The organism is Streptomyces sp. NPDC045026 (assembly GCF_056432625.1).
Window position 1 is genome coordinate 33,847 of sequence record NZ_JBWKIS010000005.1, and the last position, 24,248, is coordinate 58,094.

Annotated in this window: 21 protein-coding genes and 4 pseudogenes; 14 read left to right on the plus strand and 11 right to left on the minus strand. The window is 70.6% G+C overall.

The window, feature by feature from the left end:
• Positions 1–60: 60 nt before the first annotated feature.
• Positions 61–855, minus strand: coding sequence for a class I SAM-dependent methyltransferase (locus AC07EJ_RS13265; protein WP_389480708.1), 795 nt, complete (start codon positions 853–855; stop codon positions 61–63).
• A gap of 188 nt (positions 856–1,043) precedes the next feature.
• Here AC07EJ_RS13265 and mshA point away from each other — a divergent pair, with 188 nt between their 5' ends.
• The 3 genes from mshA to AC07EJ_RS13280 all read left to right on the plus strand — a co-directional run bounded on the left by mshA (position 1,044) and on the right by AC07EJ_RS13280 (position 4,762).
• The gene (gene mshA / locus AC07EJ_RS13270; RefSeq protein ID WP_393586610.1) at positions 1,044–2,393 is read left to right on the plus strand and encodes a D-inositol-3-phosphate glycosyltransferase; all 1,350 of its coding nucleotides are present in this window, start codon (positions 1,044–1,046) and stop codon (positions 2,391–2,393) included.
• A gap of 7 nt (positions 2,394–2,400) precedes the next feature.
• Complete coding sequence (locus tag AC07EJ_RS13275; RefSeq protein ID WP_389480867.1) at positions 2,401–2,895, plus strand: type III secretion system chaperone family protein; 495 nt, start codon at positions 2,401–2,403, stop codon at positions 2,893–2,895.
• A 214-nt stretch (positions 2,896–3,109) separates the two neighbouring features.
• On the plus strand, positions 3,110–4,762 hold the full coding sequence (locus AC07EJ_RS13280) for a glycoside hydrolase family 55 protein (protein ID WP_478884366.1): 1,653 nt from the start codon (positions 3,110–3,112) through the stop codon (positions 4,760–4,762).
• Between the two features lie 421 nt (positions 4,763–5,183).
• Here the strand turns inward: AC07EJ_RS13280 and AC07EJ_RS13285 are convergent, their stop codons facing one another.
• Positions 5,184–6,482 carry an MDR family MFS transporter gene (locus tag AC07EJ_RS13285; RefSeq protein WP_478884279.1) on the minus strand — a complete coding sequence of 433 codons (1,299 nt, stop codon included), beginning with the start codon at positions 6,480–6,482 and terminating at the stop codon, positions 5,184–5,186.
• Positions 6,483–6,688: 206 nt separating this feature from the next.
• Here AC07EJ_RS13285 and AC07EJ_RS13290 point away from each other — a divergent pair, with 206 nt between their 5' ends.
• A complete protein-coding gene (locus tag AC07EJ_RS13290; protein ID WP_326775137.1) occupies positions 6,689–7,450 on the plus strand; it encodes a phosphoglyceromutase in 762 nt (253 codons plus the stop codon).
• A gap of 30 nt (positions 7,451–7,480) precedes the next feature.
• On the opposite strand, the pseudogene AC07EJ_RS13295 reads toward AC07EJ_RS13290, so the two are convergent.
• From AC07EJ_RS13295 to AC07EJ_RS13305, 3 pseudogenes are all read right to left on the minus strand, one after another.
• Positions 7,481–7,660, minus strand: a pseudogene (locus AC07EJ_RS13295) (hypothetical protein); the annotation flags it as partial.
• A 20-nt stretch (positions 7,661–7,680) separates the two neighbouring features.
• A pseudogene (locus AC07EJ_RS13300) lies at positions 7,681–7,782 on the minus strand (transposase); the annotation flags it as partial.
• A pseudogene (locus tag AC07EJ_RS13305) lies at positions 7,783–7,860 on the minus strand (helix-turn-helix domain-containing protein); the annotation flags it as partial.
• Between the two features lie 223 nt (positions 7,861–8,083).
• Here AC07EJ_RS13305 and AC07EJ_RS13310 point away from each other — a divergent pair.
• From AC07EJ_RS13310 to AC07EJ_RS13320, 3 genes are all read left to right on the plus strand, one after another.
• Complete coding sequence (locus AC07EJ_RS13310) at positions 8,084–8,302, plus strand: hypothetical protein (RefSeq protein ID WP_389480699.1); 219 nt, start codon at positions 8,084–8,086, stop codon at positions 8,300–8,302.
• A gap of 626 nt (positions 8,303–8,928) precedes the next feature.
• Positions 8,929–9,948 carry a CorA family divalent cation transporter gene (locus AC07EJ_RS13315; RefSeq protein ID WP_389480697.1) on the plus strand — a complete coding sequence of 340 codons (1,020 nt, stop codon included), beginning with the start codon at positions 8,929–8,931 and terminating at the stop codon, positions 9,946–9,948.
• Between the two features lie 138 nt (positions 9,949–10,086).
• The gene (locus AC07EJ_RS13320; protein ID WP_389480695.1) at positions 10,087–10,593 is read left to right on the plus strand and encodes a DinB family protein; all 507 of its coding nucleotides are present in this window, start codon (positions 10,087–10,089) and stop codon (positions 10,591–10,593) included.
• Between the two features lie 12 nt (positions 10,594–10,605).
• Here AC07EJ_RS13320 and AC07EJ_RS13325 read toward each other — a convergent pair.
• The 5 genes and pseudogenes from AC07EJ_RS13325 to AC07EJ_RS13345 all read right to left on the minus strand — a co-directional run.
• Positions 10,606–10,710, minus strand: a pseudogene (locus AC07EJ_RS13325) (IS5/IS1182 family transposase); the annotation flags it as partial.
• 147 nt (positions 10,711–10,857) lie between these two features.
• Positions 10,858–12,111, minus strand: a complete 1,254-nt coding sequence (locus AC07EJ_RS13330; protein ID WP_478884280.1) for a serine hydrolase domain-containing protein — start codon at positions 12,109–12,111, stop codon at positions 10,858–10,860.
• 195 nt (positions 12,112–12,306) lie between these two features.
• Positions 12,307–12,843, minus strand: a complete 537-nt coding sequence (locus AC07EJ_RS13335) for a hypothetical protein (RefSeq protein ID WP_478884281.1) — start codon at positions 12,841–12,843, stop codon at positions 12,307–12,309.
• 85 nt (positions 12,844–12,928) lie between these two features.
• Positions 12,929–14,884: a YncE family protein gene (locus AC07EJ_RS13340; protein ID WP_478884282.1), complete on the minus strand. Its 1,956-nt coding sequence runs from the start codon at positions 14,882–14,884 to the stop codon at positions 12,929–12,931.
• Positions 14,885–15,130: 246 nt separating this feature from the next.
• Positions 15,131–16,567, minus strand: coding sequence for a purine-cytosine permease family protein (locus AC07EJ_RS13345; RefSeq protein WP_389480686.1), 1,437 nt, complete (start codon positions 16,565–16,567; stop codon positions 15,131–15,133).
• Between the two features lie 168 nt (positions 16,568–16,735).
• On the opposite strand from AC07EJ_RS13345, the gene AC07EJ_RS13350 reads away from it, so the two are divergent.
• From AC07EJ_RS13350 to AC07EJ_RS13375, 6 genes are all read left to right on the plus strand, one after another.
• Positions 16,736–17,644, plus strand: coding sequence for a LysR family transcriptional regulator (locus AC07EJ_RS13350; RefSeq protein WP_326775143.1), 909 nt, complete (start codon positions 16,736–16,738; stop codon positions 17,642–17,644).
• 137 nt (positions 17,645–17,781) lie between these two features.
• A complete protein-coding gene (locus AC07EJ_RS13355; RefSeq protein ID WP_389480683.1) occupies positions 17,782–18,318 on the plus strand; it encodes a flavin reductase family protein in 537 nt (178 codons plus the stop codon).
• Positions 18,315–19,787: a 4-hydroxyphenylacetate 3-hydroxylase family protein gene (locus tag AC07EJ_RS13360; RefSeq protein WP_478884283.1), complete on the plus strand. Its 1,473-nt coding sequence runs from the start codon at positions 18,315–18,317 to the stop codon at positions 19,785–19,787. Before AC07EJ_RS13355 ends, AC07EJ_RS13360 begins: the two co-directional genes overlap by 4 nt.
• Complete coding sequence (locus tag AC07EJ_RS13365) at positions 19,784–20,206, plus strand: RidA family protein (protein WP_389480680.1); 423 nt, start codon at positions 19,784–19,786, stop codon at positions 20,204–20,206. The genes AC07EJ_RS13360 and AC07EJ_RS13365 overlap by 4 nt, the downstream gene beginning before the upstream one ends.
• Positions 20,203–20,880 carry a DUF1028 domain-containing protein gene (locus tag AC07EJ_RS13370; protein WP_478884284.1) on the plus strand — a complete coding sequence of 226 codons (678 nt, stop codon included), beginning with the start codon at positions 20,203–20,205 and terminating at the stop codon, positions 20,878–20,880. Before AC07EJ_RS13365 ends, AC07EJ_RS13370 begins: the two co-directional genes overlap by 4 nt.
• A 5-nt stretch (positions 20,881–20,885) precedes the next feature.
• A complete protein-coding gene (locus AC07EJ_RS13375; RefSeq protein WP_389480675.1) occupies positions 20,886–22,034 on the plus strand; it encodes a M20 family metallopeptidase in 1,149 nt (382 codons plus the stop codon).
• Here AC07EJ_RS13375 and AC07EJ_RS13380 read toward each other — a convergent pair.
• Positions 22,012–22,644 (minus strand): TetR/AcrR family transcriptional regulator, encoded by a 633-nt coding sequence (locus AC07EJ_RS13380; protein WP_389480673.1) that lies wholly within the window; start codon positions 22,642–22,644, stop codon positions 22,012–22,014. The two genes, AC07EJ_RS13375 and AC07EJ_RS13380, sit on opposite strands and share 23 nt — an antisense overlap.
• Positions 22,645–22,760: 116 nt before the next feature.
• Here AC07EJ_RS13380 and AC07EJ_RS13385 point away from each other — a divergent pair, with 116 nt between their 5' ends.
• Complete coding sequence (locus AC07EJ_RS13385; protein ID WP_478884285.1) at positions 22,761–24,224, plus strand: aldehyde dehydrogenase; 1,464 nt, start codon at positions 22,761–22,763, stop codon at positions 24,222–24,224.
• The last annotated feature ends 24 nt before the right edge of the window (positions 24,225–24,248 follow it).

Below are 24,248 nucleotides of genomic sequence, written 5' to 3' on the forward strand. Positions count from 1 at the left end.
GTACGCCCCTGTCCCGCACCGTCTGACGTACGGCATCCGGAGATCGTTCCCCGCGGTCCGTCAGCCCCGTGGCGCCAACGCCTCCCAGGCGACCGTCACTTCCCCCTGCCGCCACCGCGAGGGCCGGTCGAGGACCGGCCAGTCCGCGCTCAGCGCCCGCGCCGTCCGGATCCACCGCTGCCGCGCCCCGTACGAGGCGTAGGGGGCGGCCGCCGCCCAGGCGCGGTCGAAGTCGCGCAGGAACGCGTGGACCGGCTCGCCCGGCACGTTGCGGTGGATCAGAGCCTTGGGCAGGCGCTCGGCGAGGTCGGAGGGGCGGTCGAGGGAGCCGAGGCGGGTCGCGAAGGTGACCGTGCGCGGGCCCTCCGGCCCGAGTGCCACCCACACGTGGCGCCGGCCGATCTCGTCGCAGGTCCCCTCGACCAGGAGTCCGCCGGGCGCGAGCCGTGCGGTGAGCCGCCGCCAGACGTCGGCGACCTGGTCCTCGTCGTACTGACGCAGCACGTTCGCGGCCCTGATCAGGAGCGGATCGTGGGGGAGGGGTACCTCGAAGCCGCCGTGCCGGAAGGTGAGGCCTTCCCGTTCGTAGGGGAGGGCGGCGGCGACGCGCGCGGGCTCGATCTCGATGCCCACCACGCACGTGCGCGGCGCCACGGTGCGCAGGCGCTGCAGCAGTTCGACCGCGGTCCAGGGTGCGGCGCCGTAACCGAGGTCGACGGCGACGGGATGGGTGGCACGGCGCAGGGCGGCGCCGTGCGTGGCCGCGATCCAGCGGTCCATGCGGCGCAGGCGATTGGGGTTGGTGGTCCCGCGTGTGACCGTTCCCACGGGGCGGGACGGAGGGCGCGGGCTCATGGGTAAGAGGGTATGCGGCCGGGCCTGACGGCCCAGGGTTGAGCCCCCGACGGTAATGATTCGGCAAAACGGAAATGGAGCGGAAGGCTCCGGTGTTGCAGGGGCTGAAGGAGGGTTCGTGCCCGGACTGCACGTCCGCGGTCGTGATCCCCCCGACGAGCCGTGCCCGCAGCAAGGAGGACCGCTACGTGAGCCAGTACGTGTCCAGGCTCCGCCGTTCCGGGGCCTCGTCCCAGCGGCTCAGGTTCCCCGGCGCGCACCGCAGACCGCGTCGCGTCGCCATGCTCAGCGTGCACACGTCGCCGCTGCACCAGCCCGGCACGGGCGACGCGGGCGGCATGAACGTCTACATCGTCGAGCTCGCCAAGCGCCTCGCCGCGATCAACATCGAGGTCGAGATCTTCACGCGCGCCACGACCGGCACGCTGCCCCCCTCCGTCGAGCTGGCGCCCGGCGTCCTGGTCCGGCACGTGGACGCGGGCCCGTACGAGGGCCTCGCCAAGGAGGAGCTGCCGGCCCAGCTCTGCGCCTTCACGCACGGCGTGATGCAGGCGTGGGCGGGCCACCGGCCGGGTTATTACGACCTCGTCCACTCGCACTACTGGCTCTCCGGTCACGTCGGCTGGCTGGCCGCCGAGCGCTGGGGCGTCCCCCTCGTGCACGCCATGCACACCATGGCCAAGGTCAAGAACGCCGCGCTCGCCGAGGGAGACACCCCCGAGCCGGCCGCGCGCGTCATCGGCGAGACCCAGATCGTCCGCGCCGCCGACCGCCTCATCGCGAACACCGCGGAGGAGGCCGACGAGCTGGTGCGCCACTACGAGGCCGAAGCGGGCAAGGTCGCGGTCGTCCACCCCGGGGTGAACCTGGACCGCTTCCGTCCCGCCGACGGCCGCGCCGCCGCCCGTAAGCGCCTGGGCCTGCCCCAGGACGCGCTCATCCCGCTCTTCGCGGGCCGTATCCAGCCCCTCAAGGCGCCGGACATCCTGCTGCGGGCCGTCGCCGTCCTCCTGGACGAGCGGCCCGAGCTGCGCTCGCGGATGGTCGTGCCCGTGGTGGGCGGCCCCAGCGGCAGCGGTCTGGCCAAGCCGGAGGGGCTGCAGAAGCTCGCCGCCAAGCTCGGCATCGCGGACGTCGTCCGCTTCCGCCCGCCGGTCGGACAGGACCAGCTCGCGGACTGGTTCCGCGCGGCCTCGGTCCTCGTCATGCCGTCCTACAGCGAGTCCTTCGGGCTCGTCGCCATAGAGGCGCAGGCGGCCGGTACGCCGGTGATCGCGGCCGCGGTCGGCGGGCTGCCCGTCGCCGTGCGCGACGAGACGACCGGCTTCCTGGTGCCGGGCCACGATCCGGCCGCGTACGCGCACCGGCTCGGCGAGTTCGCCGACCGTCCACAGCTTGTGGACAGCATGGGCGCCGCGGCGGCGGCGCACGCGCAGGGCTTCGGCTGGGACACGGCGGCCTCCGCGACGGCCGATGTGTACACGGCGGCCACCTACGAGCACCGCCACCCCCGTCACGTAACCTCGCTGCATGGCTGACAGCACCATGGCCGGCGCGGCGGCCGTCATCGAGCAGGTCCTCGCCGAGGCCGAGCTCGAATGGGAGAGCCCCGAGCCCGGCTCGTCGTACGTCGTGAAGCTGCCCGGGACGCGCAAGCTGTCGACGACGCTCTCGCTGCTCGTCGGCAAGCACTCGCTCTCGCTGAACGCGTTCGTGATCCGGCACCCGGACGAGAACGAGCAGGGCGTCCACCGCTGGCTCCTGGAGCGCAACCTCCGTCTGTACGGCGTGAGTTACGCGGTCGACCAGCTCGGCGACATCTACCTGACGGGCAAGCTGCCCCTCGCGGCCGTCACCCCGGACGAGGTCGACCGCCTCCTCGGCTCGGTCCTGGAGGCGGCGGACGGCGCGTTCAACACGCTCCTGGAGCTCGGTTTCGCGAGTGCGATCCGCCGCGAGTACGCCTGGCGGGTGTCGCGCGGGGAGTCCACGCGCAACCTCGACGCGTTCACGAATCTGACCCAGCGCCCCGCCAAGTAGCGCTTCGTCAAGTAGCCCTTCCCTCCCGCCCGTTCACTGTTGCACGCCCCCTTCCGCCGCGGGGGTCGCCGTGGCATGCTCGCGGCCGACGCGGACATGAACAGCGTTCATGTAGTTGAACGCCTTGGTTGAACGTCCTCGAAGCTGAATCGTGTGGAGGGTGGCGGCGGTGGAGAACCTCAGCAGACGCGGGTTGTTGGGCAGCGCGATCGCGGTGGCGGCCGTGACAGTGGCAGGAACCGGCGTGCGGGCCGCGACGGCGGGGTCCGTCACGGCAGGGGCCGCCACGGCGCGGTCCGGTGAAGTGCCGCCCATCTGGCGCGAGTTCACCCGCACTCCCTACACGCACCCGCAGATCCCGTACGTCGGCCGGGCCGGATACCGCGCCGGCCGCCACGGCTTCGCCCGCCCCCGTCTCGTCGCCGACGTCGTACGCGACTACGGCGCGCGCCCCGACGGCTCGGCCGACGCCGCCCCCGCGATCAACCGTGCCCTCGCCGACGCCGGACGGGCCGGCGGGGGCACGGTCCACCTGCCCCCGGGCACGTACCGCATCGACGACCTCATTCGCATCGGCCACTCCGGCGTCGTCCTGCGTGGCGCGGGCAGTACCCGTACCAAGCTGTACGCGACCCGCAGCCTCACCGAACTCGTCGGTGTCTACGGCTCCCGCTACGGCGGTGACAAGTCCAGCTGGTCCTGGGCGGGTGGACTGATCTGGCTCTGCCCCGAGGAGCGCTTCCGCACCCTCACCGACGCGATCAGGGCGAAGGCCTGGCCCTTCGAGGGTTGGACCGGCAACAAGCGCGACGAGTGGGACACGCTGACGGCGGTCGAACCGGCCACCCGCGGCTCCTGGTCGGTGACGGTCGCCGACGCGTCCCGCCTCTCCCGCGGCGACCTGGTCCTCCTGCGCCTCGTCGACGACCCCGGGCACACCCTCCTCGAACACATGGCGGGCGGCGGCCCTGGCCCCGAGGCGTACTTCTGGGACGACAAGACCAAGCTGACCTCGTACGTCCCCTACGAATGGCCCGTACGGATCGAATCCGTGCACGGCCGCCGCGTCACCTTCGAACGCCCGCTCCCCCTCGACGTACGCCCGGAGTGGGACCCGCGGCTGACCACGCACGTCGGCGCCCTGACCGGCTCGGGCGTCGAGGCGCTGACCCTCGAAGCGGTCGAGACCCCGCAGTCGCAGCACCTCCTCGACAAGGGCTACAACGGCGTCGCGTTCCAGTGCGCGTACGACTGCTGGGCCGACGACGTCACCGTCCGCCACGTCGACAACGGCTTCGGCCTGGTCGCCGCGTCCGCGTGCACCCTGCGCCGCACGCGCGTCGCGGGCCGCGGCTCGCACCATCCGTACTTCTGCCGCGAGGGCTCCCACGACAACCTCGTCGAGTCGTTCACGATCGAGCAGCGCACTGTCCCCGCCCCCGCGGGCACGCAGCTGCACGGCATCAACGTCGAGGGCCTGTCGTCGCACAACGTGTGGTCGCGCGGCGAGATGGAGATGGGCACGTTCGACTCGCACCGCGGCATGCCCTTCGCGAACGTACGCACCGACATCACGGTGAACAACGACGGCCGGCACGGCGGCGACGCGTCGGCGGGACCGCTCTTCGGGGCGCGCTTCACGCACTGGAACATCCGCGTCACGAACCAGCGCGCCGGCCTGATGCGCATCGACGGACTAGCGCCGTACAGCGCGACCGTCGCCGTCAACACGGTCCGCGAGTTCGACCAGACCGACGTCCCGGACTTCACCGGCGACCTCCACTCCCGCCTTGAGCTGTACGGCGACGGGGTGTCGGACACGGTCCGGCCACGGAACCTGTACGACGCGCAACGGGGGGTCGGCTGACAGCCTCGGCAGCGCCCGCCTCCTTGTTCTCAGTGCCAGTCACGTCCCTCGGCCACGCGGCGATCGTCCCCGTCCGGGGTTCCTTGGGCGCTTCGGGCGTTTCAGGGGTTTCCATCAGGCGGCCACCTCCACGCCGTGGATGCTGCGCGGTCCTACGTCGATCCCGTGCGTGGCCAGCCGCAGGGCTCGGCGCCGCTGTCGGCGCAGGCGTTCGTCGGGGGTGAGGAGGTAGGGGCGTACGAGGTGGGTGGCTTGGCCGGGGATGGGCCCGGCTGCTCATGGACCTCGGTCGCGCTCACGCCCAACGCAGGCAGTTCGGACGTCGGGCTCGTCGCCGGAGCTACGCGGTCCTGCAGAGCGAGCGGACGCGATGGGCTGAACCCGCGCTGCGCCCGGGGCGCGGTCTGTGAGCCTGACGAAGTCACGCCGCCTGAGCCGCGCTGTTCGAGGGGGCAGCAGCCTTCGGCTCGGGCAGCTCGGGCGGCTCCGGCGGCGCGGTCGGAGTCGTCGCCTCCGTCGGCAGCCCCCGCATCAGTACCCAGTAACCGAGCGCCGCGACCGTGCCGAGCGCCGCGCAGCCCGCCCACAGCCAGTTCGCGCCGAACCGGTCGATCGTGATGCCCGACGCGAGCGGGGCTACCAGGGCCGCCACCGACCACGACATCGCGTACATGCCCTGGTAGCGGCCGCGTCCGTGGGTCGGGGCGAGCCGTGCCACGAGGCCGGACTGCGTGGGGGCGTTGACCATCTCGCCGAGTGTCCACACGACGACGATCAGAGCGTACGCGGCCATCGAACCGGCGAACGCGGTGAGCGCGAAGCCGTAGCCGATGAGGAGCGAGGAGACCGTCAGCAGCCGGCCCGCGTCGCGCTTCTCGATGAAGCGGGTCAGCGGGATCTGGAGTGCCACGATGACGATGCCGTTGACGGCGGCGACGAGTCCGACGTCCGAACTGCTCAGCCCCGCCTGCCCCATGACGATGGGCAGCCCGGAGGAGGACTGGGTGAAGACGACGGAGATGAGGAACGAGAGGCCCACCATCAGCATGTAGCGGCCGTCGCGCAGGACCGTCAGCATGGTCACGTCGGCGACGGGCGCCGCGTCCTGGGCCACCGGTGCCTTCTCCGGCCGCGACTCGGGCACCTTCACGAACACCAGGACCGCGCAGGCCAGCGTCATCGTGGCCTCGACGAGGAAGCCGGCGGTGTAGCTGGTGGCGACGAGGAAACCGGCGTAGACGGACGAGACGGCGAAGCCGAGGTTGATGGCCCAGTAGTTGAGCGAGAAGGCCCGCACACGGTCCTTCGGCGCGACGAGGTCGGCCATCATCGCCTGCACCGCGGGACGGGAGGCGTTCGAGGCGACGCCGAGCAGGAAGCCGGTCACCGCGATCCCGGCGGGGTCGCGCACGAAGCCGAGGACGGCGACGGTCGCGGCGGTCGCGAGCTGCGCCGCGAGAAGAGTGGGCCGCCGCCCGATCCGGTCCGCGAGCACCCCGCCGAGCAGCGACGCGATCATGCCGCCGAGCCCGATGAGCGCGGCGACGAGACCCGCGTACGAGGCGGAGAAGTGGCGCTCGGTGGTCAGGTACAGCGCCATGAAGGTGAGGACGAAGGCGCCCAGGCGGTTGATCAGGGTGCTGGTCCACAGCCACCAGAACTGGCGTGGCAGACCGGACACACTCTCGTGTGCGGCCCGTCTGAGTGAGGTGACGGACATCGGGACGGATCCCCCCTGGGACATTCGGTGCTGTGTAAGCGGCGCTGATGGTATGCGTAACTTACGGGGGGTGGGGGCGGGGCAGCCACTCAATTGACGGCGACCGTCAATCGTCGGCGGGACCCGTCTCCGTACCGTCGGGCCCGTACCGTCCGGCCCGTGGCCGGGCGCACAGGGCGCCGGAGGCTTGGATTAGGCTCGGAGCCATGGCCGACGCACCGTACAAGCTGATCCTCCTCCGCCACGGCGAGAGCGAATGGAACGCGAAGAACCTGTTCACCGGTTGGGTGGACGTCAATCTCAACGAGAAGGGCGAGAAGGAGGCAGTGCGCGGCGGTGAGCTGCTCAAGGACGCAGGCCTGCTCCCCGACGTCGTTCACACCTCGCTCCAGAAGCGCGCGATCCGCACGGCCCAGCTGTCGCTGGAGGCCGCGGACCGCCACTGGATCCCCGTCCACCGCTCCTGGCGCCTGAACGAGCGGCACTACGGTGCGCTCCAGGGCAAGGACAAGGCGCAGACGCTGGCCGAGTTCGGCGAGGAGCAGTTCATGCTCTGGCGCCGCTCGTACGACACCCCGCCGCCGCCGCTGGCCCGCGACGCGGAATACTCCCAGTTCAACGACGCGCGCTACGCGACCCTCCCGCCGGAGCTGCGCCCGCAGACGGAGTGCCTCAAGGACGTCGTCGTCCGCATGCTCCCGTACTGGTTCGACGACATCGTCCCGGACCTCCTGGACGGCAAGACGGTCCTGGTCGCGGCCCACGGCAACAGCCTGCGCGCCCTGGTCAAGCACCTCGACGGCATCTCCGACGCCGACATCGCGGGCCTGAACATCCCGACGGGCATCCCGCTGTCCTACGAGCTCGACGCGGACTTCAAGCCCCTGAACCCGGGCGGCACGTACCTGGACCCGGACGCGGCCGCGGCCGCGATCGAGGCGGTCAAGAACCAGGGCAAGAAGAAGTAGCTTTCGCGATCATGCCCCCGACCTGCGTTTTCATCGCGGATCGGGGGCATTTTCACGGCCTGGGCCCTCTCTGGGCCCTCCGCTCTCCGGGTCCTGAGGCCGGAGCGCTCGCCCGAGAGCCTTCCGGGCCCGGTCTCGGCTGCTCGGCATGAGGTGCGCGTACACCTTCAGCGTCAGGCCCGGATCGGAGTGTCCGAGGTGCTCGGCGACGAGGTTACGGCGGTTGGAACCTCGACGGGGTTGAACTCGGGAGCGTAAGGGGGCAGCTGGTAGACGGTCAGCCATGACCGGGCGGCGATCAGCTCGCGCATGGTGCGGCTGACGTGCGTGTGATCAGCGGCTTCGAACCGCACTTGCTCACGCCGAGCCCGCTCCTCGGCCGCCTGCCCACCGCCATCGGGATACCTCAGCTTCCCGGCACAGCGCATCCCACGGGAGCCGTCACGACCCGACGTAACCCGCACCGTTCGAGATCTCCTGGTGCCTGTCTGGCGGGTGCGGGCTCGCGTCACCGACCCCGCACCCGCCAGCTATGTCACCCGAATGGCGCAACAACATGGGCGTGCCACCCACATGGGTGAAGGTCAAGCTGACTAGTGCCCCGATTGAGGCAATACGTGAAAGGGGAACCAAATGCGCATTCGACGAATCTTCGCCGCCGTCATCGCCACGGCAGCCCTCGCCGGACTCGGCCTCACAGGCGCCGCCACCGCCACCGCCACCGCCGGCAGCGTCACCCCGGCCAGCGTCACCCCGGGTGAGTGCACGGACGGCGGCGGAACGATCGATCGGTCGACGCCCGTGCTCCCGACCTGCAGGGGCGGTATGTACGACGGGCAGACGGTCGACTAAACCCCACTAGGGCCCGTTGTGAAAGTGGATCGGCGCCCCGCAGCCACGCGCTGCGGGGCGCTCCCGCGCGAGCGTATCCAGGAGAGTCGCAGGGACCGTGCCGACCCGTCGGGCACGCTGGGTCGGAGTCGGCCCGGAAGCACGTGGCGGGTGGGAACTCCCCATCTCGGCTGCCGGCTCGCGGCTCGTCATGATGAGCGAAGGGACGGACTGGCGCTCGCCTTCGAGGGCGCGCTCGCCCATGACGAGCGCCTGTTTGAACCGCTGTCGCAGTCCAGCAGGAACTCGATGCGTCCGTCTCGGGTCCTTCGGACGTCGATGGTGGCGCGCCCCGTCGCGAAGGTTCCACCATGCAGCGTCAAGGCAAGCTCCTTGTCAGGCGCTAGCAAGAAGAAGCAGCTGAAGTAGTAGCTTCCGTGATCATGCCTTCCAGCTGCGCATAGGGCGCTGATGGGAGGCATTTTCATGGCCCCCTCGTCCCATCCTGCGAGTGATCTCGTCACCCGTCCGGTTCGCACGGTGCCGCATATGACTGTGTCCGAGTGCGGCGATACCGGACCGCGCTCACGCTGGGACCGTCGGAGTCGTGACCAACGGTGAGGGCCATGATCGTAACGATGGTGTCTATGCCAGAGGTGACCGTCACGCGTACCGACGTGTCCGAGGCACGTGAGCGGCTCGCCACGGCCCGCTTTCTGATCGTCGACATCGAGCTGCCGGAAGAAGCGCCGGAAGAAGCACCGGCGGATGCGGATGCGGATGTGGGTGGCGCTGGGGATGCGGATGGCGAGGCTCTGGCGCGTCAGCTCGGCCTGGAGGCTGACGACCTGGACTGGTTCGGCAGGAAGGACGAGCCCGCGCGGGCCGATTTCCTGGGGAAGAAGGCCGGGTTCGTCATGCCCGTGGTCCACGACGACCAGGTCGCCTACATCCACGCGCTGGTGACCGAGCAGTTCCTGGTCACCGTTCACCGTGGCCAGGCGGGCCTGGCGTCGAACATCTCCGCGCAGCTCCGGCACGAGAGGCCCCCCGACGTCGTGGCCGTGCTCTTCCTGCTGCTCCAGGAGGCGCTGGCGACCTTCCGCCGGGCCGCCGTGCAGGACCTGCTGCTGGCGGAGGAACTCGAGGACGAAATGTTCGAGCAACGGCGCCCCGAGCAGGTCTACCGCCTGTCAAAGCTGCGACGGCGCTCCGCCCTCCTGCACCACTCGCTGCTTCCCTACCTTCAGGCGGTGGACGAGGTCTTCACCCGCCGGATGCTGAACCCCAAGTTCCCGGAGGAGCGGCAGAGGCTCGCCCAGGAGTTCCAGAACGCGGCGAGGCTGGTCCTCACGGATATCGAGTCCCTCCAGGATGCCTCCCGTCGTGCTTACGCCAGCTACTCCTCCCTCGCCGCGGGCGAGCAGAACGGCGTGATCAACCGGCTGGCCATCGTGTCGACGATCTTCCTGCCGCTGACGTTCCTGAGCGGATTCTTCGGTATGAACTTCACCTACCTGACCGACGAACTGGAGAGCAGGGTCGTCTTCTGGCTGCTCGCCGTGGGGCTTCAGGTGGCCGTCCTGTGCGGGGCCTTCTACGTACTGCACCGCACCCGCATCTGGCGGCGGCTGAGGGACGAGGACCAGGGGCCGGACGAGGACTAGGGACGGGACGAGGACTAGGGCTAGGGCTAGGGCCTGTCCGGCGGATCGTGTCGGGCGGCCGGCGGTGGTGGAGCAGGTTGGGCCCTCCGCGAAAAAATGTCTCGACATCGGTCGGGGTGATCGGTGACGCTTCGCGCGATGACCAGAATCGATGACACGCCGCCCGCGTGGGACGAGCGCACTCAGCTGACCACGTTTCTCGACTACACACGGGACACCGCCCGCGCCAAGTGCGAGGGCGTCTCCGCGGAGAACGCCCGCAAGGCGCTCCTGCCGGGCTCACCGCTGATGACCATGAGCGGAGTGATCAACCACCTCCGCTGGGTCGAGTACTACTGGTTCCAGGTGGTCTTCCTCGGTGAGGAGGACCGGGCCCCCATGACGGATGAGGACCCCGACCGCGAGATGCGTATCGCCGTCGACTTCCCGCTCACGCAGTTGCTCGACGAATACGCGGAACAGAGCGCCCACTACCGCGAACTGGTTGCCGGGAACGGCCTGGACAAGCAGGCCCAGCGAACCATCCGCAACGGCCTCTACGTCGACCTGCGCTGGATCCTCCTCCACCTCACAGAGGAGACAGCCCGCCACAACGGTCACCTGGACATCCTGCGCGAGGTACTCGACGGCACAACCGGCTACTAGATCCGGCGGAGATCACGGGCGGAGCCAGAGTCGGATCGAGGCGACGGTGACGGTGCCGGTGCCGTGGAAGATGTAGCCGCGCTTGTCGAAACCTGTGGGCCGGCCGCCCTTGCTGCCCCCCATGTCGGCGGTTGGCCCGCGCGGGTAGATCCAGCCATGGCACGCCAGTGCGCGGTGGCCGGACCACCGGCCGCCGCGCAGCGGCCCTAGGGCCTTTCGTTGGTTCAGGGCGGATCAGGGCGGATCAGGGAGAAGAAGGCTTCGTCACTTGGCCGCCGGCTGTGCCGGGAGGTTGAAGACGTTGGCCGGGGAGACGATTTTGGTGATCGCCTGGCCGACGAGGGTGCTCGGCTCCGAGTTGTCGTGGTTGACGTCGGTGTTCAGGACCACCACGAGGGTCGCCTTGGCCGACGGCAGGTAGATCGTCAGGGTCTCGTAGCCCGGCAGGGAGCCGTTGTGGCCGATCCATCCCTGGACGTTGAAGATTCCGAGGCCGTAACCCGCGCCCGGGATCGTGGTCTTCGGTGTGATGAGGCGCTGCTTCTGCGCGGCGGGGCTGATCATCGCGTCTCCGTCGGGGAACCTGCCCGTGGCGACCGTGGGTGCCCAGGTGCGCAGGTCGTTCAGCGTGGAGATCATCGCGCCCGCCGCCCAGCCCCAGGACGGGTTCCAGTCGGCCGAGTCCTCGATCTTTCCGCTCGCGGTCTGGTTCGTGTAGCCCTGCGCGTGCGGCTTCGGGAACTCGCTGCCGGTCGGGAACAGCGTGTGGTTCATGCCGGCCGGGGTGAGGATGTTGTCCTTGATGTACTCGTTGAGCGGCCGGCCGCTCTCCTTCTCGACCACGAGTCCGAGCAGGATGAGGTTGGTGTTGCAGTAGTAGAACTTCTCGCCCGGCGCGAACAGCACGGGGTGCTTGAACGAGTAGTCGAGGAGCTGCTGCGGAGTGAACGGCCGCTCCGGATTCGACGTCAGCGCCTTGTAGAAGTCCTCGTCCTCCGAGTAGTTGAAGAGTCCGCTGCGCATCTCGGCGAGCTGCCGGATGGTGATCTTGTCCCCGTTGGGGACGCCGTCGATGTACTTGCCGATCGGGTCGTCGAGGCCGACCTTCTTCTCGTCGACGAGTTGCAGTATCGACGTGACGGTGAACGTCTTGGTCTCGCTGCCGATACGCATGTACAGGTCGGGCGACATCTTCTGGCCCGTGCTCTTGTCGGCGGTGCCGAAGGACTTCACGTACTCGCCCTTGTCCGGCGTCCACACGCCGAAGGTCACGCCCGGCACATTGGCCTCACGCATGACTTTCTGCACGGCGTCGTCGAGCTCCTTCTCCACGGCGGGAGTGAGCTTCTGGACCTGGCCCGCAGCTGCCGACCCGGAATCGGACGGTGAGGGCGGGTCGGTGGCGCGGAGGGCGGAGGCGGGGGCGGAGCTGGAGTTTGCGGAAATGGAGGCCGGTGTGGCGAACGCGGGCCCGCCCGCTATAGGCACGGCGAGCGTTCCCACCGCTACGGCGGTCACAGCCCCCTGCGCAATCCTCGGCTCGAGTGCGTCATGAGCTGACTCCCGCCGTATGAGGAAGAACCCACAGAACCCACAGGAAGAACCCACAGAACCCACAAGAAGAACTCAGGACCATCGTAGGGCGGGGCCCCACTCGCCGCCTGTCCAGTCACCACAGGCACCGCAGGCACCGCCTTTCCAGAAGCGGCCCCGTCAGTCGACCCCGCGCAGATAGACCCGGCTGTGCTGCGCATCGACCGGATGCACGGCCACCTCAAGGGAGTTCAACTCCCCGGCGCAGGGCGCGCACACCGGCCCGCCGCGCACGTCCGCGAGCGTCTCCGGTTCCTTGAGCCCGAGGTGCGCGAACGGCGTCATGGGTTTCACCGTCTCCGCGAGGGGCTCGGCGCGGTGGGCGAGCTCCTGCTCGGGCGCAAGCCCGCGCAGGAACGCGCCCACGCGCGCGGTGGGCACCGTGAAGGCCAGAAGCAGCCCGTCGTCCTGGAACCCGTTCTGGTGGGCGGCACGCCGGTCCGTCGCCTCGGCGGGGATCCGCACGTGCATCCGGCCGCCGACGTCGGCGGCGGTCACGCCCGGCTTCCAGCGGGGGACTTGCGTACGCGCGTCTGCATCGCGTGCGGTGCCGCCCGAGCAGGCGGTGAGCACGACGTATGCCGAGAGGCACAGCGCGCGCAGCGCACCGGCGGTCACGCCTCGCAGGGGAAGCACAGAGAAGAGCCGTACCTTCATCGCGCCTCCCCCTCCGAATCTTGGCGGACTTTTCCGGGGCCCAGTTGTACCGCTTCCGGACGTGACATTGACGCCAACCAGCGCATCACTTCGTGAAGTTGAGGTACTTCCAGGATCCGTGCGTCGTCGAGTTGACGTTGTCGCCCGACGAGGCGTTGACGTACGAGGAGCGCATGCGGGCGCGGACTCCGGACTTGTCGGGGGCCGGGAGGCGGACGGCCGACCTGCCGTCCGTGGCGAGGGCGAAGTATTCCGAGCCCGACGAGTACCACTTGCCGTTCGAGTAGACCTCGAGCTCGAAGCGCTGCTCGCGGCCCTTGTAGTAGGTCATCGTCGTCGTGAAGACCGGGTCCGTGGACTTGTGGAAGTAGTAGTACGTCGTCGAGCCGATCTTGCCCGTCTTGTAGTGCTTGGCCACCGACGTGGAGATCTTCACCTGGGCGTACGCGGTCGACTTCGCCGTCTTGGAACCCGTACGGGAGTCGCCCGCGAAGACCGTGGTCACCTCGGTGTCGCGCTTCATGTCGACGGTCGCGGACAGGTTCCCGGAGGAGTTGACCGTGCCCTTCTTGATCAGGGTGTTCGGCTTGTCGGAGCCGTACGGGTTCGCCCAGATCTCCACCGTGCGGTTCTTGTACGTCGAGCCGAGGTGCGCGGTGAACGAGACGTCGGCACCGTAGCCGTAGACGTTGCCGTTCTTGTTGAGGGTCAGCGACGCGGCGGTGCGGGAGACCGAGACCTTGTCGGACGCGGTGACCGCCGCGTGCTCGGCGTCGCCGGCGTAGGCGACCTGGTACGTGACCGTGCCGCCGGCCGGCGGGGTGTCGCTGAAGGAGTACGAGCCGTCCGCCTTCACCGTGACCGGGGGCAGCTCCTTGCCGTTCGGGCTGTCCAGGTCGGTGCGGGTGACCTTGAGCGCGACGCCGCTCGGCAGCGGCACGGTCGCCGAGAGCTTGCCGGACACGGTGAGCTTCTTGCCGCGCGTGGCGGTGGAGGGGGCGCTCGCCGTGAGGGTCGGCACGTTGAGCGTCGTGTCGGTGAGCGCCTTCAGCGTGTAGCCGCCGCTCGTCCCGACGAGCGCGAAGATCCGGGAGGCGTCCGGAGCCCAGGCCAGGTCCGCCGTGCCGCTCGTGCTCGTGGTGTACGTGCGCAGCGGCTTGGCCGCGCCGGGCCGGTAGACGGCCAGCTTGTCGCCGTTGGTCTGGGCGACCAGTCCGTTCGCGGCGACGTCCGCCCGCTGCCCGGAGGGGTACGCGCCGGAGGCGGTGAACTTCCCGTCCGCGTAGGCGTCCCGCTGGAAGCCGTTGACCAGGACCTCCGGGGCGCCGGGCACGAGGTCGATGTCCCCGATGCCGCTGTTGAGCGTGTAGTCGCCCTGGTAGAAGGCGCGCAGCTGCGGCGTGGTGCCCGAGACGTCGACGACGGCCATCGAGTCCGACGAGATGCCGGTCTGGCCGACCGCGAGGAGGCCGGGCGAGGCCGGGTCGGTGTCGAGGAGCGCCGGGTCGTGGATCATGGCGCCGGCGGGCAGCTGCCCCATCGCCACGGCGCCGCTCCCGCCCGCCGGGTCTGCGGCCGGGTCCACGGCCGGATCCACCGAGCCCAGGTTGCCGTCCCACTGGTCGCCGTAAGAGAACCATGCCTTGCCGCCCGCGAAGGCAAGGTGGCGCGGGCCCTTGTCGGTGGCGACGGCGTAGCGGGACTTGATGTCGAGGGTGGCCGCGTCGAGCGCGACGACCTCGTGGCTGCCTTCGGCCGCCGCGTAGAGGGTGGCGCCGTCGTCGGATACCGCCAGGCCGGCGACCCCTGAGATGCCGCTCACCGAGTCGACGACCGCGCCCGTGTAGTCGGCGGCCACGATCTTCCCGGCCGAGCGGTCGCCGACGAACACCCGGTGCAGGGCGCCGTCGGCGACGATGCCGCCGGGCGAGGCGACCGTCGCGGTCGCGGCCGAGGCGGAACCGGCCGCGGCGACGCTGAGCGCCGCCGAACTGAAGAGGACCGCGAGCGCTGTCGCGGTCGAGATGCTGCGCGTACGCATGTGAGTCGTGCCCCCACGATGAGAAACCCGGTGGATGACCGGGTGGTGATGAGAGTGAGCCGCCGCGCGGCACCCGCACGACGGCGCCGGTGAGGGCGCGGCGCGTGCGGGGCGCGGCTGCTTCGCGCAGCGTATGGCATGAACGGGGCAGGTGGGGAGGGGGTTGTCCCCGGTTCGCCGTTCAGGTCGTGGTGCGCCGTTCCGTCAGCGGTGTGCGCTCAGGCAGCGGTCGTCACGCGTCCGCCGTCACGCGGTCGCGTGAGCCGACTCCGCCGTCGACCCGGTCTCCGTGTCCGTCACTTCGCTCCCGTCCCGCGCCGCCACCCGCCGCGCCCACACGTAGTACACCGGCGCCGTCACCACCAGCCCCACGAGCCACGACAGGTCCGCGCCGCCGAGTGGGGCGACCAGCGGGCCCGTGTACAGCGACGTGGCGACGAACGGGAGTTGGACCGCGATGCCGATCGCGTACGACGTCAGGGCCACCGGGTTGAAGCGGCCGTAGCGCCCGCCGTCGGGAGCGAAGAGGTCGCCGAGCGCGTAGCGCCCGTGGTGGACGAGGTAGAAGTCGATGAGATTGATCGCCGTCCAGGGGACGAGGACGACGAGCAGAACGAGTACGAGGTTCACGAAGCTGGAGACGAAGTCGCTGGACAGCGCCGTCGCGATGATCAGCGCGCCCACGAGGACCACCGCGGAGACGACGCCGCGAGCCCTCTGGCGCGGGGTCCACGCGGGCCGGAACGTCTGGCAGACGGTGATCAGGGACAGCACCGCGCCGTAGAGGTTGAGCGCGTTGTGGTTGATGACCGAGAAGAGGAACAGGAGCAGGACGACCGGGCCGAAACCGCCCGCCGCGCTGTCGAAGCCCGCCACCGTGTCGTCCGTGCCGGGCGACGCGAGGCCGATCACCGTACCCGCGAGGAACGGCAGCGTGGAGCCGAGGCACGAACCCCAGTACGTGGCCCAGAAGGTCGACGCCGTACGGACCGTGCGCGGCAGGTAGCGCGAGTAGTCGGAGACGTACGGGGCGAAGGCCAGCTGCCACAGGGCGCTCAGGGACACCGTCGCCAGCCAGCCCGCGAACGTGAAGGAGCCGGCGGAGAAGAAGCCGTCGGGCAGGCCGCGCGCGACCACCACGGCGAGGCCGGCCAGGATGCCCGCTCCGAGCACCCACGTCGCGATCTTGTTGAGGGTGTGGATGAGGCGGTAGCCGACCCAGCAGATCAGGGCCGAGCCGAGCGCCCCGAGCACGATGCCCGCGTCGACCGGCACCGCGGGCGCGAGGCCGTGCAGGGACTTGCCGGCCAGGACGATGTTCGAGGCGAAGAAGCCGATGTACATCGCCGCCGCCACGACCACGATGAGCAGGGCGCCCACGCTGCCGAACTGCGCCCGGCTCTGGATCATCTGCGGGACGCCGAGCTGCGGGCCCTGCGCCGAGTGCAGTGCCATGAAGACGGCGCCGACGAGCTGGCCGGCCAGGATCGCGAGGACGCTGGACCAGAACGACTGGTGGAAGACCTGGACGCCCATGGCGCCGGTGACCAGCGGCAACGGCGCGATGTTCGTGCCGAACCACATCGTGAACAGGTCACGGACGCGGCCGTGACGCTCGCTCTCGGGAACGTGGTCGATGGTGTGCTGCTCGACGGCCGGGGCCGCCTCGGGTGTGGCGGGCATGCGGACTCCCTGTCCGGAAAACGAGGGGGCGGGCGGGGCGTTCGGGCGTGCGGGTTGGTTGGGGAGTCTCGCCACCCTCGCGTTCCTCGGTCAAACATCGATTTCCCGGGAGTTACATCTGTTTTCTCGATGCAGACAGACGGCGGACGCTGCGTGCACAATCCCGCCATGGCCAAGGACGCGAACTTCACCCTCGTGCAGCTGCGGTACTTCCTCGCCGCCGCCGAGCTCGGCAGCATGACCGCCGCGGCGCACCGCATCAACGTCTCGCAGTCCGCGGTCTCCACTGCCGTGCACCACCTGGAGCGCGAGCTCGGCGTGCAGCTCCTGATCCGCCGGCACGCGAAGGGCCTGGAGCTGACGGCCGCGGGGGAGCGGTTCCTGCACGAGCTGCGCGGCTTCCTCACGCACGCCGACGAGCTCGCCGAGTCGGCCAGGAGCCTGGGCGCCGACCTCGTCGGCGAGCTCGCGGTGGGCTGCTTCCAGACGCTCGCCCCGTTCTATCTGCCGCGCCTGCTGCGGGAGTTCGGCGAGCGCCAGCCCGCCGTACGCGTCGAGGTCGTCGAGGGCGACATCCCGGCCGTGCAGGAGAGCCTGCGCACGGGCGCCTGCGAACTGGCGCTGCTCTACGACATGGATCTCGACGCCGACATCGAGTGCGAGGTCCTCGCGATGGCCCCGCCCTACGCCCTGGTCCCCGAGGGGCACCGGCTCGCCGGCGGCGGCCGGGCCCGCCTCGCCGACCTCGCGGACGAGCCGATGATCCTGCTCGACCTGCCCGCCAGCCGCGACTACTTCCGCTCCGTCGCCGCCAAGGCCGGCGTCGAGCCGCGCATCAGCCACCGCACCCGCAGCTACGAGACCGTGCGCGCCCTGGTCGCCGCCGGATACGGCTGGTCGCTGCTCAACCAGCGGCCCGCGCACGACCGCACGTACGACGGTTCGAGCGTCGTCGCCCTGCCGCTCGCCGACCCGCTGCCCGCGCTCCCCGTCGTGCTGGCGAAGCTGCGCGGGGTGCGGCTGACGGGCCGCGCCCAGGCGTTCGCGACGGCGTGCCGGGAGGCTCTGCGCGCCTGAACGCCCAGCTCAGGCCCGAGCAATTCCAAGCATCTCTGAAACCGATGCAATAGCGCTGAAAGATCTGTTGTACGGATGCAGGTCCCGGCTCCCATAGTGGTCCCACCACAGCCCACTCGCTCCGAGGGAGGCCGCTCGTGACCATTGCTCCGGACCAACTCCTCACATCCCGCCAGGACTTCGTGGCCGCGATGGGGAACGCCGCGACGGGCGTGACCGTTGTCTCCACAGAAGGACCGGCCGGTCGCTTCGCCCAGACCGTCTCCGCCATGTGCTCCGTCTCCGCCGACCCGCCCTCACTCCTGGTCTGTGTGAACGAGCGGAGCCCCCTCGCCGCGGCCGCCGTGCGCAACGGCGTCATCGCCGTGAGCGTCCTCGCCGCCGGCCAGGCCCACGTCTCCGACGTGTTCGCGGGCCGCCCCGCCCACGGCAGCGGCCCCTACGACTTCGCCAGCGCCGAGTGGGACGTCCTCGCCACCGGCGCCCCCGTCCTGCGCGGCGCGGCCGCCGCCTTCGACTGCCGCCTCGCCGACTCCGTCACGCAGGGCACCCACCAGGTCCTGTTCGGCGCGGTCGTCGCCTCCGCGGTCTCCGGCGCGCACCCCCTCGTCCACCACGCCCGTACGTACGCCACCCCGAGCCCCCTCAACTCCCTCAAGGAGCACGGCGCATGATCCGCACCGGAGACCAGTACCGCGAGTCGATCCGCGACGGCCGCGACGTATGGATGAACGGCGAGAAGGTCACCGACGTGACGACGCACCCCGCGTTCAAGCCGCTGGTCGACATACGCGCCCGGATCTACGACATGGCGCACGACCCGGAGACCCGGGACTCCATGACGTACAAGGACGAGGCGACCGGTGAGGTCAACGCGATCCAGCAGAAGCCGCCGTGCACCCGTGAGGACTGGGACGCGAAGCGGGCCGCGACGGACGCCGTGCTGAGCGACGTCGGCGGTGTCGTGACCCGCGTCGGTGACGAGACGATCGGCGAGGTCTGGTCGCTCATCGACGGCCAGGACGTCCTCAACGCGATCAACCCGGCGTACGCGGAGAACGTCAAGCGGCACATCGACCACGCGCTGTACGCCGACCCCTTCCACGTCTCGGCGAACACCGACCCGAAGGGCGACCGGTCCAAGCGCCCCCAGGACCAGGACCCGGACATGCTCCTGCACGTCGTGCGGGAGACGGACAGCGGCATCGTCGTGCGCGGCGCCAAGTACGAGACGGCCGCCGCCTACTCGAACCAGGCGTTCACGAAGCCGACCATCGCGAACTGGGGCGACTCCGAACTCTCCGACTACGCCCTCGGGTTCATCGCCGACATGGGCTCGCCCGGCCTGAAGTACATCTGCCGTACGGGCTTCGCCGGTACGAAGCCGCCCGCCGACTACCCGGTCTCCAGCCGCTTCGACGAGGTCGACACCCTGGTCGTCTTCGACGACGTCGAGATCCCCTGGGAGAACGTCCTCTTCTACCGGGACACCAAGGCCGCCACCTTCATCCGCGCCACGCTCCACCGTTACAGCGCGTTCGCGTTCACGCAGCGCAATCTGCGGCTCGCGGACCTGATGATCGGCGCCGCGCTGTGGAACGTGAAGCAGACCGGCCTGGAGAAGCAGCAGGCCGTACAGGAGAAGCTGGCGACGCTGGCCTGCTACCGCGAGGGCATCAACGCGCACCTGACCGCGTCCATCGCGATGGCGGAGCCCAGCCCCGGCGGGCTGCTCATGCCGAACCAGTCGCTCCTGTACACCGGCCGCGTCCTGGCCTGCTCGCAGCTGCACGAGATGATGCACATCGCGCGCGAGCTGTGCGGCGGCCAGATCTGCATCACGCCCGACAAGGCGTCCTTCGACCACCCGGACACCAAGCCGTGGCTCGACAAGTTCTACTCGATCAACGAGCACTGGGTCGCCGAGGACCGCCGCAAGCTCCTCGCGTACGCCCGTGACCTGCTCAACTCGGACTACGCGGGCCACCGCCTGACGTTCCAGCTCTTCGCGCAGTCCCCGCCGTTCGCGCACCTCGGCGCGGTGTACCGCAACTTCGACTGGGAGGGCCCGCTCGACCTGGTGAAGGACGCGGCCGGACTCAGCGACAACGTGCTGGGCACGCTCGGGAGGAAGGCCAAGTGACGACCCACCGGCGCATCCGCCCCTTCGACACGGCGGACACGTACCCCGAGCAGGACCTGTCCAACGACCTCGCGCAGGCGGTCGTCGCCGACGGCACCGTCTATCTGCGCGGCCAGATCGGCCAGGATCTCGACACGCGCGAGAACGTCGGAGTCGGCGACGTCGCCGCCCAGGCCGAGAAGGCCATGGCGAACATCGCGATGCTCCTGGAGGAGTCCGGCAGCCGCCTCGACGACATCGTCAAGATCACCGTCTATCTGACGGACATCCGCTTCCGCGAGCCCGTCTACCGCGTCATGGGCCGCCGGCTCAAGGGCGTCCACTACGTCTCCACGGGCCTGGTCGTCTCGGCGCTGGCCCGCCCGGAGTGGCTCGTGGAGATCGACGCGACGGCCGTCATCCCGAAGGAGCGCCGATGACGTTCTCGATCGCCGCGCGGTGCCCGCGCACGGGCCGGTTCGGGGTGGCCGTCACCTCGTCCTCGCCGGCCGTCGCCGCGCGCTGCGCGCACGTACGGCCCGGAGTGGGCGCGGTCTGCTCGCAGAACGTCACCGACCCGCGCCTCGGCACCCGCCTGCTCGACCTCCTGGAATCCGGGGTGCCCGCAAGGACGGCCGTGCGTGAGGTCGCGGCACAACCTCACGCCGAATGGCGGCAGTTGACGGCCTTGGGCGTCTCCGGTCCCGGCGCGGTCTTCTCGGGCGCGCGGACCCTCGGCACGTACGCGGAGGCGGTGGGCCCCGACGCCGTGGCCGCGGGGAACCTCCTGTCGGGCCCCGGCGTCCCCCGGGCGGTGCTCGACGCGTTCACGGGCGCGGATCCCGGGGCTCCGCTCGCCCGCCGCCTCGTCGACGCCCTGGCCGCGGGCGCGGCGGCAGGCGGCGAGGCGGGCCCGGTCCACTCGGCCGGACTCCTGGTCGTCGACGCGGTGCCGTGGCCGGTGACGGACCTGCGCGTGGACTGGACCGAGGGCGACCCGATCGCGGAGCTCGCGGACCTGTGGAAACGGTGGGAGCCGCAGCAGGAGGCATACGTGCAGCGGGCCCTTGCCCCGGACGCGGCACCGAACTACGGCGTGCCGGGGGACGAGTGAGGCCCGTGCGCGAGGCGGTCGCGAAGGCGGCGCCCGAACTCCTCGCCCTGAGCCACCGCATCCACGCGAACCCCGAGGTGGCGTGGGAGGAGGAGAAGGCGGCGCGCTGGACCGCGTACGCCCTCGGCGACCTCGGCTACGACGTGGTGACCGGCACCGCCGGCCTGCCCACCGCCTTCACCGCAACCGTCGGCAGCGGCCCGCTCCACCTCGCGATCTGCGCCGAGTACGACGCGCTGCCCGGCCTCGGTCACGCCTGCGGGCACAACGTCATCGCGGCGGCCGCGGTGGGCGCCGCGGCCGGACTCGCGCCGGTGGCCGACGAGTTGGGCCTCAAGGTCACCGTCCTCGGGACCCCGGCCGAGGAGGGCGGCGGCGGCAAGATCCTCATGCTGGAGCGCGGCGCCTTCGACGGGGTGCACGCGGCGATGATGGTGCACCCCGGGCCCGCGGACGTCGCCGAGGCCGACCCGTACGCGGTCGCGCACCTCAAGGTCCGCTACCACGGCAAGGCGGCGCACGCGGCGGCCTACCCGGAGCAGGGCCGCAACGCGGCGGACGCGTTCACGGTCGCCCAGGTCGCCATCGGTCTCCTGCGCCAGCAGCTCCCCTCCACGACGCGCGTGCACGGCATGGTGACGCGCGGCGGGGAGGCCCCGAACGCGATCCCGGAGCTGACCGAGGGTCGCTGGTACGTGCGCGCGGGCAGCCTTGAGGAGCTGGCCGCGCTCCAGCCGCGGGTCGAGAGGTGCTTCGAGGCCGGCGCGCTCGCCTCGGCCTGCGACCTGGAGATCGAGCCGGAGTCCCGCCCGTACTCGGAGTTCCGCAACGACGCCGCGATGCTGGCCGTCTACCGCCGGGCGGCCGAATCCCTCGGCCGTAGGTTCGACAGCTCCGGATCCCCGGCGGCCCGGATGAACCGCGCCTCCACGGACATGGGCAACGTCTCCCGCGTCCTGCCCGCCATCCACCCCTACCTGGGCATCAACTCGCTGCCCGCGGTCAACCACCAGAAGGAGTTCGCGGCGGCGTGCGTCACCTCGGACGCGGACCGGGCGGTCCTCGACGGCGCGCTCGGCATGGCGCTCACGGCGGTGGCCCTCGCGGGCGACGACCGGGAGAGGACCCGGCTCACAGCTGAGGGCAGCCGGTGACCGTCCGCGCGTAGCCGAGGAGCAGGCGCCGGGCGACGTCCGGCGTCAGCTCGGCGTTGCGGCTGACGATGTGCAGCCCGTAGCCGTCCTCCAGCGCGACGAGGTTGCGCGCGAGGTCGGTGACGGGCTCGGTGAGCGTGAACTCCCCGACGGCCGCGCCGACTTCGAGCACGGTCGCGTACAGGGCGACCTCGCGCGCGAAGAGCGACGCCATCAGCGTCGCGTGCCCGGAGCTGCGGTCGGCGCGCCGGTGCAGCTCGAAGAGCAGTCCGTGCACGGCGTCCCCCGAGCCGCCCGGCAGCCCGCTGCCGACGAGAGCCCGCAGCCGTGCGGCGGCCCCGGTCGCTCCGGTCGCCCCGTCCACCCCGTCCGCGGCCTTCTGCCGGGCGGCGAGATAGCGCTCCACGGCGCCCCGGTGCACTTCGAGGACCAGCTCGCCCATCTCCGGGTAGTAGTACAGAACCGACCCCGCCGACATACCCGCCTCGGCGGCGATGTCCTTGATGCGCAGCCCTTCCAGGCCCCGCTCGGCGATGGCGCGCCCCGCCGCGTCGACGAGGGCCTCGCGGCGCGCCGTCTGGTTCTTCGGTCTCCCAGGCTTGTTCCCCATGGGTTAATTCTCTGTTACTCGGTTCAAATAAATCAAGTTCCTTGCGCTCAGGGCATTGACGGCCGGACACCCCATTGTTTGAATCCGATCTCAAAGAAGTAGAGGGGAGCCGCCGCATGCACGCCTACGCAGACTGGCAGCGCCGAGCAGCAGAACTGACGCCCCGCACAAGGGCGTTCATCAACGGCACATGGACCGAAGCCCGAACCCGGGCGACCTTCCCCACCACCGACCCGGCCACCGGCAAGGTCACCGCACACGTCACGCACGGCGAAGCGCCCGAGATCGACGCGGCGGTCCGTGCCGCCCGCGCGTCCTTCGAGGACGGCCGCTGGTCCCGCACCGACCCGGCGGCCCGCAAGCGCGTCCTGCTCAGGCTCGCCGGCCTGATCACCGCCAACGCCGAGGAGCTGGCCCTCCTCGACACCCTCGACATGGGCAAGCCCATCGCGGAGTCCTACGGCACGGACGTGCCCGGCGCGGCCGGCGTCTTCGCCTGGTACGCGGAGGCCGCGGACAAGCTGTACGACGAGATCGCGCCGACACCCCCGGGCAGCCTGGCGACGGTCCGCCGCACCCCGCTGGGCGTGGTGGGCGCCGTTGTCCCCTGGAACTTCCCTCTGGACCTGGCGAGTTGGAAGCTGGCCCCGGCGCTCGCGGCGGGCAACAGCGTCGTACTCAAACCGGCCGAGCAGTCCCCGCTGTCGGCCCTGCGCCTGGCCGAACTGGCGGCGGAGGCGGGCCTGCCCGACGGAGTCCTGAACGTCGTCCCCGGCCTGGGCGACACGGCGGGCCGGGCCCTCGGCCTGCACGGGGACGTCGACACCCTGGTCTTCACGGGCTCGACGAAGGTAGCCCGCCTGTTCCTGTCCTACGCCGCCGAGTCGAACATGAAGCAGGTCTGGCCGGAGGCGGGCGGCAAGAGCCCGAACGTGGTCTTCGCGGACGCGGACCTGGACGCGGCGGCAGAGCGCGCGGCCTGGGGATTCGCGTACAACGCGGGCCAGGTCTGCTCCTCCAACACCCGTCTCCTGGTGGAGAGTTCCATCGCGGAGGAGTTCACGGCCCGCGTCGCCGAACACGCGGCGCGCTTCGTGCCGGGCGACCCCCTGGACCCCGGCACGAACCTCGGTCCGCTGGTCGACGAGGCCCAGGCCGTCCGGGTCCTCGCGGCGATCGAGGCAGCGGACGGCAAGGTGATCACGGGCGGCACCCGCGACGGGGCCTACCTCACCCCCACGATGGTCACCGGCCTGCGCCCCGACGCACCCCTGGCCCGCGAGGAACTCTTCGGCCCGGTCCTGACGGTCCACCCCTTCACCACGGAGGCCGAGGCGGTCGCGACGGCGAACGACTCCCCGTACGGCCTCGCGGCCTCCCTGTGGACGAGGGACCTGGCCCGCGCCCACCGGGTGGCGGACGCCCTGCACGCCGGGACGGTCTCGGTGAACACGGTCGACGCGCTGAGCCCGCTGACACCGTTCGGCGGCTTCAAACAGTCGGGCCACGGCCGGGACCTGTCACTCCACTCCCTCGACAAGTACACGGGCCTGAAGACGACGTGGATCACGTACGGCTAGCGACGACTCATTCCGAACGATCTC